Source organism: Chryseobacterium sp. FR054, assembly GCF_056844565.1.
The window spans coordinates 57,827-71,975 of record NZ_JBXDSA010000008.1; the positions used below are offsets into that span (position 1 = coordinate 57,827).

14 protein-coding genes are annotated in these 14,149 nt (G+C 39.6%); 11 read left to right on the forward strand and 3 right to left on the reverse strand.

Annotated elements, in window-relative coordinates; genetic code table 11:
- The first annotated feature begins 13 nt into the window (after window positions 1–13).
- From AC106S_RS23155 to paaZ, 4 genes are read left to right on the forward strand one after another with little or no spacing between them, the layout of a single operon-like run.
- Window positions 14–841 carry an alpha/beta hydrolase gene (locus AC106S_RS23155; protein WP_482442277.1) on the forward strand — a complete coding sequence of 276 codons (828 nt, stop codon included), beginning with the start codon at window positions 14–16 and terminating at the stop codon, window positions 839–841.
- A gap of 12 nt (window positions 842–853) precedes the next feature.
- A complete protein-coding gene (locus tag AC106S_RS23160) occupies window positions 854–1,540 on the forward strand; it encodes a DUF6624 domain-containing protein (protein WP_482442279.1) in 687 nt (228 codons plus the stop codon).
- Window positions 1,537–1,815: a hypothetical protein gene (locus AC106S_RS23165; protein WP_482442280.1), complete on the forward strand. Its 279-nt coding sequence runs from the start codon at window positions 1,537–1,539 to the stop codon at window positions 1,813–1,815. Before AC106S_RS23160 ends, AC106S_RS23165 begins: the two co-directional genes overlap by 4 nt.
- 8 nt (window positions 1,816–1,823) lie before the next feature.
- A complete protein-coding gene (gene paaZ / locus AC106S_RS23170; RefSeq protein ID WP_482442281.1) occupies window positions 1,824–4,319 on the forward strand; it encodes a phenylacetic acid degradation bifunctional protein PaaZ in 2,496 nt (831 codons plus the stop codon).
- A 309-nt stretch (window positions 4,320–4,628) separates the two neighbouring features.
- Here the strand turns inward: paaZ and AC106S_RS23175 are convergent, their stop codons facing one another.
- Window positions 4,629–5,330 (reverse strand): CPBP family intramembrane glutamic endopeptidase, encoded by a 702-nt coding sequence (locus AC106S_RS23175; RefSeq protein ID WP_482442282.1) that lies wholly within the window; start codon window positions 5,328–5,330, stop codon window positions 4,629–4,631.
- Window positions 5,331–5,513: 183 nt separating this feature from the next.
- Here AC106S_RS23175 and AC106S_RS23180 point away from each other — a divergent pair, with 183 nt between their 5' ends.
- Genes AC106S_RS23180 through AC106S_RS23190 form a run of 3 tightly spaced genes read left to right on the forward strand, consistent with a single transcriptional unit; the run spans window position 5,514 to window position 9,701 of the window.
- Window positions 5,514–6,284 (forward strand): DUF4241 domain-containing protein, encoded by a 771-nt coding sequence (locus AC106S_RS23180; protein ID WP_482442284.1) that lies wholly within the window; start codon window positions 5,514–5,516, stop codon window positions 6,282–6,284.
- A gap of 4 nt (window positions 6,285–6,288) precedes the next feature.
- Complete coding sequence (locus tag AC106S_RS23185; RefSeq protein ID WP_482442286.1) at window positions 6,289–6,975, forward strand: SMUG2 DNA glycosylase family protein; 687 nt, start codon at window positions 6,289–6,291, stop codon at window positions 6,973–6,975.
- Window positions 6,976–7,013: 38 nt separating this feature from the next.
- Window positions 7,014–9,701, forward strand: coding sequence for a DEAD/DEAH box helicase family protein (locus tag AC106S_RS23190; protein WP_482442288.1), 2,688 nt, complete (start codon window positions 7,014–7,016; stop codon window positions 9,699–9,701).
- Window positions 9,702–9,779: 78 nt separating this feature from the next.
- Here the strand turns inward: AC106S_RS23190 and AC106S_RS23195 are convergent, their stop codons facing one another.
- A complete protein-coding gene (locus tag AC106S_RS23195) occupies window positions 9,780–10,601 on the reverse strand; it encodes a T9SS type A sorting domain-containing protein (protein WP_482442290.1) in 822 nt (273 codons plus the stop codon).
- Window positions 10,602–10,637: 36 nt separating this feature from the next.
- On the reverse strand, window positions 10,638–11,186 hold the full coding sequence (locus tag AC106S_RS23200) for a phage tail protein (RefSeq protein ID WP_482442292.1): 549 nt from the start codon (window positions 11,184–11,186) through the stop codon (window positions 10,638–10,640).
- A gap of 282 nt (window positions 11,187–11,468) precedes the next feature.
- Between AC106S_RS23200 and AC106S_RS23205 the strand changes: the two genes are divergently transcribed.
- The 4 genes from AC106S_RS23205 (at window position 11,469) to AC106S_RS23220 (ending at window position 13,988) form a co-directional block, all read left to right on the forward strand.
- Window positions 11,469–12,233: an enoyl-CoA hydratase/isomerase family protein gene (locus AC106S_RS23205; RefSeq protein ID WP_482442293.1), complete on the forward strand. Its 765-nt coding sequence runs from the start codon at window positions 11,469–11,471 to the stop codon at window positions 12,231–12,233.
- Window positions 12,234–12,385: 152 nt separating this feature from the next.
- On the forward strand, window positions 12,386–13,003 hold the full coding sequence (locus AC106S_RS23210) for a hypothetical protein (RefSeq protein ID WP_482442294.1): 618 nt from the start codon (window positions 12,386–12,388) through the stop codon (window positions 13,001–13,003).
- Window positions 13,003–13,635: a hypothetical protein gene (locus tag AC106S_RS23215; RefSeq protein WP_482442296.1), complete on the forward strand. Its 633-nt coding sequence runs from the start codon at window positions 13,003–13,005 to the stop codon at window positions 13,633–13,635. The genes AC106S_RS23210 and AC106S_RS23215 overlap by 1 nt, the downstream gene beginning before the upstream one ends.
- A gap of 23 nt (window positions 13,636–13,658) precedes the next feature.
- Entirely contained in the window at window positions 13,659–13,988 is a 330-nt protein-coding gene (locus tag AC106S_RS23220) for a hypothetical protein (protein WP_482442297.1), read from the forward strand.
- Window positions 13,989–14,149: the final 161 nt, after the last annotated feature.

Here is a 14,149-nt window from a genome sequence, read left to right on the forward strand (position 1 = left end):
ATAAATTTTATATATGATAAAAAAAGCTTTTATTTTTTGCAGTATTCTTTGGGCTGTAAATTTTATGATGTTGGGGCAGACTGCAACAGTAAAACCGCTCACCATAGGAGAAGTAAGAACATTAAAATCTAAAGTCTTAAACGAAGACAGGATCTTAAATATCTACCTTCCTCAGAATTTTGATAAAACAAAATCATATCCGGTGATCTATCTTTTGGATGGCTCAATGAATGAGGATTTTATGCACGTTTCAGGATTGGTTCAGTTTTTCAACCTGATGTATGCTATGCCCGAAACCATTGTTGTTGGGATCGCAAACATAGATAGAAAGAGAGATTTTACCTTTCACACGGATTTAAAAGATCTTCAGAAAGATTATCCTACAACAGGACATTCGGATCAGTTCATCAGTTTTCTGGAAAAAGAACTGAAACCTTATATCGAAAGCCAGTATAAAACAACAGATAAATATCTCTTCGGACAGTCATTGGGAGGTCTTCTGGCTACGGAAATTCTGGTAAAGAAACCGGAAATGTTTGATCATTATTTTATCATCAGCCCGAGCTTATGGTGGGATGACCAGAGTCTTCTGAAATTGGCTCCCCCAATGTTGGCAAAATCGGGTGATAAAAAGAAATTTGTCTATGTTTCAGTAGGAAAAGATGAACACCCTGTGATGGTAAAAGACGCAGGAGATCTCTATGATATTCTGAAAAAAACAGGAAAGAAAAACTGGACAGTGGAATACAAATTAATGGAAACGGATAATCACGCTACGATTTTACATAGAAGCCTGTATGAAGGGCTGGTAAAGATATTTCCGTATAAAGAGCCTAAATAATAATCCTAAGATATGAGATACCTTTTCATTGCAGCTTTTATTTCAATAGGATTAACCGGTCAGAAAACTGAAGTAAAACCTATTAATACAGAACTTAAAAAAGAACTGGCACAAATCTATAAAGATGACCAGATCTACCGTGAACTGATGACTCCGATTACTCCTGAACGACGAAAAGAAATTATGGCGGAGAAAAATCTTACCCAGGCTGATATGGGAGCAGCACTGCCCAAACTTATGGATGAACAGGACCGTAAGAACCTTGCTAAGGTGGAAAAGATCATCAGAGAATATGGTTATCCGGGAAAATCATTAGTAGGAGAGCCTGAAAATAAAGCTGCCTGGTATGTGATACAGCATTCGACGGAAATTGAAAAATTCTTCCCGATGATCAAAAAAGCGGCTGAAGAAAAAGAACTGCCCTTCAGACTGTATGCCATGATGCTGGACAGAAAACTGATGCAGGAAAATAAAGAACAGATCTACGGAACACAGGCCCGCTCCTATACTGTAACCAAAGATGGAAAAGAGGAATTCGTATGGTTAATCTGGCCAATAAAAAATCCAGGCAAAGTTAATAAACTCAGAAAGGAAGCCGGAATTGGCGGAACAGTAGAGGAATATGCAAAAGATCTTACAGGAGGAGAATATAAAAAATATACATTAAAAGAAGCCCTGAAGCTTACGAAAGGTCAATGAGAAATTTCCTGAAAAAATATTGGGTTCTGATATTGGTTGCAGCGGTTGCAGTCAATTTTTTAGGTTTTTACCTGATTAAAGAATCAATAGGTATTTCGGATGCATTGGAGCATGTAGATTCGGAGAAGGTTATACAAAAATTAAAACAGAAAGATTTTTTCTATACCCTTTTGATAGATGCCATCCTGATCCTGGACTTCTCACTTATCCTTTTTATTCCTTATCTGGTGATCAGGAATCTGATTAAAAATAAAAACAGAAAATATAATAAGTAAAAAATCATATGGAAAAACTGAAAAACTATATCTACGGCGAATGGATAGAAGGTGCCGGAAACGGAGTTCCCTTATACAATGCCGTTACCGGTGAGCAGGTCGCTGTTTCAGATACCGAAGGACTTAATTTTGAACAGGCCCTGGACTATGGAAGAACAGTAGGATACAGAAACCTTTCTTCCATGACCTTCTACGACAGAGGAGAAATGCTGAAGAAAGTCGCCCTTTACCTTTTAGAAAGAAAGAAAAAATATTATGACCTTTCCTACAAAACAGGAGCTACTCATGTAGATTCATGGGTGGATATTGAAGGAGGTTTCGGAACTTTCTTCACCTATTCAGGGCTGGCCAAGAGAATGCTTCCGAATACACCGTTCTGGGTGGATGGAGATACTCAGAAAATTTCTGCTAACGGAACTTTCCTGGGAACCCATATCCTTACACCGAGTGAAGGAGTATCCGTACAGATCAACGCTTACAACTTTCCCGTGTGGGGAATGCTGGAAAAACTGTCCACTTCATTGCTGGCAGGAGTTCCTTCCATCGTTAAGCCCTCCCCATTCGGTTCATACCTTACCAATGCAGTATTCCAGGATATGATCGAAAGCGGTATTCTTCCGGAAGGAGCCATACAGCTGGTGTGCGGAGAACCGGGAAATATCCTTGATTATGTTCAGGACGGAGATTCCGTTTTGTTTACAGGATCTGCATCCACAGGTAGAAAACTGAAATCACTGCCTTCAGTGGCAGGAAATGCAGTCCGTTTCAATATGGAAGCAGATTCTCTGAACTGTTCCATCCTCGGATTGGATGCAAAGCCGGGAACTCCTGAATTCGACCTGTTCATCAAGGAAGTACGCAACGAAATGACCACCAAAGCAGGACAGAAATGTACGGCAATCAGAAGAATTATCGTTCCTGAACATTTGATCGGAGACGTTCAGAATGCTTTATCTAAAGCCCTGGATCAGACCAAAATCGGAAGCCCGCTGAGCAGAGAAACCAGAATGGGTTCATTAGTAGGAAAACAACAGTATGATGAGGTACTGAGAAAAGTAAATATGCTGAAAGCAGAAACAGAACTGGTATACGATGGAAAACATGAGCTGGTAGATGCCGATTACGAAAAAGGAGCATTCATGAGCCCGAAACTCTTCCTGAACGATAAGCCGTTTGAGAAAAATATCTCTCATGATGTAGAAGCTTTCGGACCTGTTTCCACGCTGATGCCGTACAGAGATGCAGAAGAAGCGGCAGCCCTGGCAAAAAGAGGCAAAGGAAGTCTGGTAGGATCTATCATCTCTCACGATGAGAACTTTATTGCAGAAACTTCATGGAAAATGGCTTCCCAGCACGGCAGAATCTTTGTACTGAACAGAGACAGTGCCAAAGAAAGTACCGGTCACGGCTCGCCACTTCCTACACTTATGCATGGAGGTCCGGGAAGAGCCGGTGGAGGCGAAGAAATGGGCGGGCTGAACGGCCTTCACTTCTTCTTACAGAAAACAGCCATTCAGGGGTCTCCGGACGTACTGAAAGCCATTACCAAAATTTATCAGCAGGGAGCAGAAAAGAAATTCTCAGACAAACATCCGTTCCGGAAATACTTTGAAGAAGTAGAAGTAGGAGACTCCCTGGAAACAGCTGGAAGAACAGTTACAGAAGCCGACATTGTGAACTTCTCCAACGTTTCATGGGATCATTTCTATGCCCATACCGATGCTACAAGTTTAACAGGAACTATTTTCGATAAAACCGTAGCCCACGGATATTTCATCCTTTCCGCGGCGGCAGGACTGTTTGTTTCCGGTAAAAAAGGTCCGGTTATTGCCAACTACGGACTGGAAGACTGCAGTTTCTTCAAACCGGTATATGCCGGAGATACCATCACCGTATACCTTACGGCAAAAGAAAAAATCAACAGAGGGGTAAAAGGAAGAAATATCCCTTCAGGAGTCGTTAAATGGCTGGTAGAAGTCGTGAACCAGAGAGACGAGATCGTTTGTGTGGCAACCATTCTTACATTGGTGGCGAAACAGTCTCCTTTCATCGATCTGAATGTGAAGAATCTTCAGAAAATCCTGAACGGTTTAACGGAAAATACTCCGGCATTATGGGGTAAAATGTCTCCACAGCAGATGATCGAGCATCTGGAACAGGGTGTTTTGGTAAGCTTGGGAGAACCGGAAGCCGAAAAATGTTTCACTCCGGAAGAACATCTTGAAAAATGGCAGGATTCACTATACACCCATAGAAAAATGCCGAAAGATTTTACCGCTCCTTTCCTTCCGCAGGACGGCTCCCTTCCGGAACCTGCTCATAAGAGCCTGGAAAAAGCAAAAGAATCTTTCATCGAAACAATGAAGAGATTTACTGTTTATTACAGAGAAAATCCTCAGGCTGAACATATGAATTTTGTCTTCGGAAAACTCAACAAGGAAATGTGGGAACTGATGCACAAAAAACATTTTACCCATCATTTTGAACAATTCGGATTGATTTAATTCCAACAGAATATCTGATAAAAACAGCAGTTCGTTCCTATCGGACTGCTGTTTTGTTTTATGCATTCTTTTGCGTATTTTTTGCGTTGAAGAAAATTTTACAGATGTATTTTATTTTGCTCGCTGATCTGGCAGATTCAGCAGATTTTTATATTTCTTTAAACCACAAAGTTATGCCACTTGCTGGCTAATTATACGTCCGCTTCATCGAATCAACTCCGTTGATTCCACTCTTTGCACCCTAAAATCAACAGTTTCAAAATTGAAGTCTTTGCGTTTCGAAAAAATATAAAACATCTAAGCTAGTTCTTACAACTTTTTATGCTCCATTTCATCTTTTGCTTTTAAATATCGCAGATACCAGAAAGCCAGAAGAGGCAGCCCAAAAATCTGAAACAGGAAAATAACCAAAGATAAAATCCCCTCAGGTTTATTTTCATTGGCTTTTATCAGGATCTGATTCCCCAGCGGCCCATTGGAAAACACGATGATATTGAAAAGGTTCCATCCGAGATGAAGTCCGATTGGCAGATAAAGTGATTTTGTTACGGCAAAAGCATAAGCGAGCATATACCCGAAAACAGCAGTCATTACAAAAATAATGGCCATTTGAAAAGGATTGCCGAAAGCATTGTAAGAAAACCAGTGATAAACTCCAAAACAGATTGCGGAGAACAAGCATGCTTTCTTTATTCCTAATTTCTCTATGGCAATATACAGCAGAGCGCCCCTGAAAATAAGTTCTTCAAACAACACCGACTTTAAAACCCACCATAATCCCGGCAGTAGTGCCCGGAATGAAATCTGTTGATTCAGCTCCCAGCTGTTATTGGCTGAGATTTTAGACGTTACGTGATAAATAATACAACAGATGGCCGCCAGGAGTATTCCTGCAAATAGCTGGATAATCCTGTTTCGGGAAGGTTTAAATCCCAGAACACTCAGATTTTTTTTCACAATAAACCAAAGCAAAAGCCAGGAAATAATTAATTCAGCAATGATTCCGATCATAGGTTATTTGTTTTAATATCAGAACGTTGCATTCTGATAAAAACAAAATTAATGAAAAATAAGACTTCAAAATCATTTTTATAAAATTATATACGCAGCTAACAGATTAAAAATCTGCGGGGAATTGGCGTTCGGCCAAATAAATTGTATTTTTAGATTTCAAACCCAAACAACACCAAAATAATGAATGAAAGCTGGATGAAACAATGGGAGCAGGTAAAAAATATCCTTGTATCTCCCGTAGATATAGAAAGGTATTTTACTTCAGGCGAAATAATGGAACGGAAAATAGAAGTGATGGATATAGGAAATGTATCATTACCTTCCGGAAAAGTAATCGTAAGAGATCCATTGGTTTATTTAAACGGAAATGAAAGCCCTTATACTGTTGAAGTTCCGAAAGGAGATTTTCCCGTAAAAATAGCGGTAGCCAAACTGGAAGAATGGGGAGACCGTTATGCGGTTGTAAAAGTGGCGTTTACAAAAGAAGAGCCTGTGATTTACAGGGAAGCGTTAACCGGAGCAGAAAATCTTGAGGGAATTCATGAAGGAGATTATTTCGGATTTGCAGTAGATGCAGGATTGGGGTGTATTACCGATGCGGAAGTGGTTCCTTTTGTGGATAAGTTTATTGAAGAACTCGATGTAGATAATATTTATGACGATTATTTTGCCGGGCTGTTTGCAAAAAGCCATCATGATCATCCTGAGAATCAGAGAGAGCTGGGAGACTGGATCAACTGGACGGTTCCGGGAACAGACTATCAGATTCCGATGTTTGCAAGCGGTTTTGGAGATGGCCTATATCCTGTTTATTTTGCTTATGATGCTCAGGAAAAAATCTGTGGACTTTATATTCATTTTATAGATATTGAACTGGAATTCTCCGGAGAAGATGAAGAGAAGGATGACGATTCTGATGTGCCGCCGGATAATTTAGTGTTTTTGAAATAAATTTATGAGTAAGACTTTTGCCGGTAAGGTTATTGAATTTAATGAAAATCTGAAGTTTTCCGGAAAGCTTCCCGAGGGATTTCAGGTATTGAATCCGTACCTGGATAACCCGGAAACTATGGTGGTGATGAAAGAGTTTTACCATAAATATTACAACGATTCATTGCAAAGGAAATTCATCATCGGGATCAATCCGGGCAGGCATGGAGCGGGCGTTACGGGAGTGCCGTTTACCGATACCAAACGGCTGGAATCAGTCTGCGGTATAACCATGAAGTCGGCAAATACCCATGAGGTGTCCTCTGTTTTCATTTATGACATGATTGCAGATTATGGCGGTCCGGAGCGGTTTTACAAAGATATTTATATCAACTCACCGTTTCCGCTGGCAATCGTCCGGAAGACCAAAAACGGCTGGCTGAATGCCAATTATTATGACGACAAAGCCTTGTTTGAGTCAGTAAAAGATTTTATGATCGATTCATTGCAAAAACATATCAGTCTTCATCTGGATACTTCAGAGGTGTTTATCCTGGGCAAAAAAAATGCGGAGTTCATTTCAAAACTCAATAAAGAAGCCGGACTGTTCGGGAAAATGACCGTTCTGGAGCATCCCCGCTATATCCAGCAGTATAAATCCAAAGAAAAACAACTGTACATCGACAAATATATTCTGGCGTTAAAAAACTAAATGCCGGCTTTATGATTTTCTGCTAAATCTAATAACCTATGACCATTTTTCCTGCGGAAGCAAAATTTAAGTACACCTGGCGTACCTATCAGAAGAATTTTCTCAATAATATGGAGGAATATCTTCATAACGGCCACCTTCACGTGACTGCACCACCCGGCTCAGGCAAAACGGTGCTGGGGCTGGAAATTATGCTGAGACTTAACAGACCCACTCTGATCGTTGCCCCCACTTTAGCTGTGAAAAATCAATGGATACAGAGATTCTGCGAACTTTTCCTGGATACGGAAACGGTTCCGGACTGGATATCCGGAGATATTAAAAACCCGGGACTTATCACTGTAACCACCTACCAGGGAATTCATGCCGCATCCGGCTATGTGGATGATGAAGAGGATACCGGTAAAAAATCATCAAGAGTTTCATTGGCAGAGATCATTGAAAAACTAAAAAAACAGAACGTGGAAACCTTTATTTTTGATGAAGCCCACCATCTGAAAAGTGCCTGGTGGAGAAGCTTAATGGAGCTGAAATCGAAGATTGAGCCTGCCATAGTTTCCCTTACTGCAACACCGCCTTTTGATGTTTCGGGTCTCGAATGGCAGAAATATATCCAGCTGAACGGGCCTGTTGATGCGGAAATTTCTGTTCCTGAACTGATGATAGAAGGAGATCTCTGTCCGCATCAGGATCTGGTCTGTTTTACACTGCCGTCTTATGAAGAACAGCAGGAAATAGAACATTATCATACCCGGGCAGCCGCTTTTTTTAAAGAAATCAGTACTGATGATATTCTTTTGAATGCTTTGGAGCATCACCCTGTTTATCTGAATCCGCTGAAATATCTGGACTGGATCTATGACAATATATCGTCCTATACTTCCGGACTTGTATATATGCATTTCAGACAGAAAGAAATCCCTGAAATCCATTTTGAAATCATAGGAGATCACCAGAAATATATTCCGGAATTTGACTTTTTCTGGCTCGAAGAACTGCTCGATTTTTATTTAATTGTAGATGAAATTAATTTTAAAAAAGAAGAAGAACACCGCACTACACTTGGAAACAGACTCAAACGGCAGGGATTTTTTGAGAAAAAGACTATAAGTTTTTTTAATAATAATAAACAGTTAAGCCAGATCCTGAATTCCAGTATCGGAAAACTTCAGGGTATTAAAGATATAGCGGACTTTGAGTTTTCAATCCTGAAAGAAGAGCTGCGAATGGTTATCCTTACCGATTTTATAAAAAAGGAATACCTTAGCAGCGGCGCGGAAAACAATCTTCTGCTGGACAAAATTGGAGCAGTGCCCATTTTTGAGAAACTGAGAAGAGAAAATATTCAGAATAAAAAAATAGGTGTTCTTACAGGAAGCCTGGTTATCATTCCGGTTTCTGCAAAAGATCAGATAGATACTTTGTGCCTTAAGAAAGGAATCTCCGGAATCTCATTTTCACAAATTACCTATGACCCGGAATATATCCGGATCAATCTTAGCGAACAGGTCAAACACGATATTGTACACATCGTGACTGAGGTTTTTCAATCAGGTGGGATCCATATTCTTATCGGGACCAAATCTTTGCTGGGAGAAGGCTGGGATGCCCCTAAAATGAATACTTTAATCCTAGCCAGTTTTGTGAGTTCTTTCGTTCTGTCTAATCAGATGAGAGGACGGGTAATAAGAGTGGATAAAGATAATCCCGGTAAAAGCGGAAATATATGGCATCTTATATGTTTTGACCCTCAAAGCGAAGATGGAGGACAGGACCTGAATATCGTGAAAAAGAGATTTAAAACCTTTGTGGGAATTTCCAGTAAAGAAGAACCCACCATTGAAAATAATTTTGACAGGCTTCATCTGGGATCTATTGAAAGACCGGAATACATCTCAGCGGTTAATGAAGAAATATTTTCGAGAGCCGGAAACAGAAAAGAACAGTCGGCACGTTGGAAAGAAGCTTTAGATAAGGGAAATATCCTCATTGAAGAAATCAAAGTCCCATCTGCGGATATGAAGGAAATTCAGGATATGAAAATGAACTATGTAAAAACCATGATAAGTGATCTTTCCGGGGTTCTGATTTCATCCGTTTTGCTTTTTGGAAAAGATCTTCTGCTGGGAATACTTGAAAATGCAGATTCCATCAATTCTATGAAAGCCTTTCTCTGGATTACTTTTATATTAGGAGTGGGGGGAATCATAAGGTATGGCAGAAAGTTTTATCGTGCCTTGCAGCAGTACATGAAATATAAAAACACGGGGAAGCAGATAGGTCTTATCGGGGAAACCGTTTTGGAGGGCTTAGTGCATCAAAGGATTATTACCACAGATCCTGAAAAGATGAAGGTGATAAGTTCCGGCAATAAAGATAAAGATGTATTCTGTTATCTGAAAGGAGGCACTTATTATGAAAAATCACAATTCATTCAGGTGCTTCAGGAGGTGCTTTCAAAAGTGGATAATCCAAAGTACCTGCTGAAACAGCAAACCCGGTTTTTCTTCACAAAAAAAGAAATGTACTATCCTGTACCCGAAGTTTTCGCGAAAAATAAAAAGAGTGCAGATTTTTTTGCCAGAATATGGAGCGGGAAAATTGGAAAATCAGAACTGCTTTTTACCAGAACCATCGAAGGGCGTAAGATTCTCTTAAAGTTAAGATTTAAGGCTCTCCTGAAAACGGATGCAAGAATAGAGCACCTTCATAAATGGACCAGATAAAAAATTCCCCCGGACATTCCAGGGGATTTATCACTTATGAATTAGAATCTTTATAGCCCAACGGCTTATGAAAAAATGTTATTTTTTGATGACCTTAGAAGATCCGGACGGAGTTTTAATGATATATGTTCCGCTTGGAAATTCTGAAAGATCAGCTTTTTGAGTACCTTTCTTAATATCCATAGTCTTCATCAGTTTTCCTTCCATACTGTAAACCTCAGCTTTCATATCCTTTTCCGTTTCAATGGAAACCAGTCCGTCGGTTGGGTTAGGGGAGATACTGATCCCTTTCTGGGTGGCTTTGGTTTCATTGGTGGCCAGGACAATATTGCTGTCTTTTACCCAGGTGAATGCATCAACCCCCATGTAGTAATAGTTTCCGCCAAGGGTGAGTTGCAGTTCATCAATAACAATATTGGAATAGTTCTGGCCGTTCAGATTGGTCATATCAATCAGGGTATATCCGTTCGTTGTACCCAGTGATGTGGCAAAATTCCCGTTTTTTATGGTGGAAAATTTAGTGACACCACTTAGTTTTCCGGTTACAGTGAGTGTTCCTGTGGCATTCTGATTGCTTAACTTATCAGCAGTATATACCCAAAACCTGTTTACTTTAAACAGATTGGAGGTTGTCTTGATACTGAATGACGGATTGGCCGGGCTTACATTAGACGTATTATCAATGTATCTGTTATCATTAGCTGTACCAGACCATCCCGTATTGGGGAAATTTACAACATTAAAAATAGATACATGCGAGTTAATTTTAAAAACTACGCCATTATCTGTAAAAGTAGTGCTTCCAGAAGATTCCGTTTCAAAAGATTCTGTACTGGTCTGCCCAAATGAAAGAATTGAAATGAGCAGGCTACATATTGTTAAAAAGGTAGTGCTTTTCATGATTTTTGTATTAAATATTAGATTTTTGATTGAATATTAACTGCGGGAAGGGTATATTCCTTCAACACAGATGATATAGTTCAGTCCGAGATATGGAGGCATATTATTCACAGGAATATTCTGCCCGGTGAACATAATAGACTTTGTATTAATAGTCGTATCCGGATCAGCATCAATAAAACTTGGTACCGGGTCAAAGTTTCTCCCGTTTGGAATTCCTGAAATAGCAAGTGCAGAGGTGGCCGTAGGAGTTGCACTGTTGGCATTCTGATTTTTTACTCTCAGCTGAAAACCTCCTCCTATGCTTGGAAGATTGGCTGATAAAAGTGTATTCTGAGTCGTTCCTGCCTGAACTCCCAAAGGATAATTTTCATTAGAGTTCACCGTTCCTGCTCCGATGGCCATACGTCCTTTCAGATTAGGTAAAGCGAAAGTATCAATTCCGTTTCCTCCGTAAGTGGTTCCCAAAATTGAAAACAAAGCACTGTTTTGTGAGATTCTCAATAAGCTCCCGTCACAGAACATCCAGCCTCTGGGTGCGAAATTTCCGGCAAATAATTTTACGATTCCAATGTACTCGTCCATAATAAATAGTTTTCAGTGATTAAATTTCCTACTCGTATAGGGCTTTTCGGATTCCGCCTCAGTTGATCAGTTGTTTTGATAGGCCAAAGGAACGATTTCCCGGAAAGCAAGACTAGCGTAGAAAATACCAAATTGAGGACTACGTATTTATACGTAATTTTTTGAAGAGGAAAAGAATTTATATTGTTCCGGAGCGGTAACAAAAACAACAATTTGTAAAGGATTATTTTCTCTGAAAGACCAGTATTTAGTATTTTTGTAAGAATCCAATTTAAAATAAAAATGAACGAATTTGTAGCATCAGAAATTAAAAATAATATCGCCGAAATTACTTTTGGAACCCCTAAAAGCAATTCACTTCCGGGAGCCATTCTTGAAAAACTGGCCCAGACCATTCTGGATGAAGGCGCAAAAGATGAAGTAAAAGCTATTTTGGTAAAAAGCGAAGGCGAAAAAGCATTCTGTGCGGGAGCAAGCTTTGATGAGCTTCTTGCCATTGAAGAACTGGAAGCTTCCACAAAATTTTTCGGAGGATTTGCCAAAGTGCTTAATGCGATGAGAAACTGCGGAAAGATTGTCGTAGTAAGAGTTCAGGGAAAAACAACCGGTGGAGGAGTAGGAATAGCGTGTGGAGCTGATTATTGTTTTGCTACAAAAGATTCTGCGTTAGCATTAACGGAGATCAACCTGGGGATCGGACCTTTTGTCATCGGCCCTTATGTGGAAAGAAAGATCGGGAAATCACAGTTTTCAGCAATGGCTATTGATGCGGATTTCAGATCGGCAGCATGGGCAGAACAGCATAATATTTACCACTCCGTTTCAGACAGCATTGCAGAAATGGACGAAAAACTTGAGAAATTCCTGCAGACTCTGGCTTCCAGAAGCAGTGATGCTTTAGCACTCATCAAAAAAGTATCATGGGAAGGAACAGATCATTTCAGTGAACTGATGCCCGCCAGAATTCATATGAGCGCGAGCCTTATTCTGGAAGATTCTGCCAAGAAAAATATTGAAGCCATTAAGGAAAGACTAAGAGCTAAGTAAAAATCAGCTTTTCCAAAAATACGGCCGTTGATGTATTCAGCGGCTTTTTTATTGGTTATGTATTGTCGAACAGATTTACTCTTTACACTTTTTCTAAAAAATGTTTTGCAGGATCAAAATAAATTATAACTTTGTAATTCAAAGTTCTTTTTATGGATTCGAAAAATTATCACGAAGACCTGTCCCACATCCGTTCCATGATGGAGCGGTCTTCCCGGTTTATTTCACTGAGCGGTTTGTCCGGTGTATTTGCAGGACTAGCAGCCTTAATCGGGGCTGGATATGTATTTTTTGTACTTCAGCGTGAAGGAATCGATTATTTTGAGGGCGAAAGGAATTTTTTCAGCCCGGAACTGGTGAAAGAACTGGTGATAACCGGATTTGTCATCCTGATAGTAGCGGTGGTTAGCGGATCTGTTTTTACAGCCAATAAAAGTAAAAAGAAAGGACTTAAAATCTGGGATGCGACAGCAAAACGCCTGTTGGTAACCTTTGCTGTTCCTTTGGTGGCTGGCGGTATTTTTTGTCTGGCACTCATCTTCCATCACCTGTATGTGTGGATTGCTCCGGCTACCCTGATCTTTTACGGGATTGCACTGGTAAGCGCAGAGCGATATACCCTCACAGACATAAAATATTTAGGATATCTTGAAATTATTTTAGGACTGTTTTCATTATTCTTCCTGGGCTGGGGATTGGTATTCTGGGCATTTGGCTTTGGAGTACTGCATATTGTATATGGATTAATCATGCATAAGAAGTATAAATAATGGGAATAGGCTTTGTCATACTCATATATCTTTTCATACTCTTTATTTTAAGCTTAATTTGTGCAGTAATAGGAGGGGTCATTACTTATTTTGCAAGTAGGGAGGGAAAAAGCAGAAATACGATATTGGCGATAATAGCCCCTTTTGCAGGTTTTTATACTTTTTTTATCTGTGGATTTATTGGAATGTCTATTGTGGCAGATAAGAAGAAAGTGGATGTTGGAATCGGAGATGCATGGTACGTACCATTAAAAAATGAGCATCAGCTGTTATTCATTGATATTCCCGAGCAGGCATCTGTTGCAAAAGAAAACGGGGAATTACCGGTTTCGGAAATATCAGAAATTGAAGAAAGCGGAAATCTGATCTTGGGAAAGATGCTTGACGGCAAGTATTTTTCTTACGATACAAAGACCGGTGAAGTTAAAGAATTCAGTACCGAAAAAGAACTGAGCACTTCAATTGGAAATAAGAAACCTGAGCTTACAGATGCTTATGATTTCTATTCAGCCAGGAAAAGTAAAATAATGGGTACGTGGCCAATCTGGATAGGGATTTTGTCTTTCATGGGAAGTGTAGGCGCAGTATCCCTTTTGAAGAAGATTGTTTTTAAAGTTTTCAGAAAAAAATAAGCTGGAAAATAGAAATTATAATCGTGAAGAAATGGATCCTGTTTTTAATTGTTATTTTTGCAGCTGTTTTTGGCAGGAATTTTCTGTTCAGCAGTTTATTCAGTTATGAAGTGATCAAAGAGAGAAAACTTCATCCCTTTGAAAGTGAAAACTTTAAAGATGATGAAGATGCCGGGGAAGTAGAAGAGATGATTAAGAACAGCCTGAAACAGACCTCATCCGTACTGGCATTCAGTTTTGGTCCCTGTGAAAATGATCCCAGTCTGCTTTTGAAAACAAAAAAGGCCAATTGTATAGGATATTCAGCTTTTATGGCATCTTCAGTTCGGGAAAAGCTTAAAAAAGCGGATTAAGTGATGATTGGGAAGCAGTTCATGTGGTTGGAAAGATTTATTTTCTGAATGAAAATATCAATCAGTATTTCACCTCAGAGTTTTTTAAAGATCATGATTTTGTGATCATTAAAAACAGGAAAACAAAAGAATTAATAGCCGTAGATCCCGCATTATACGAC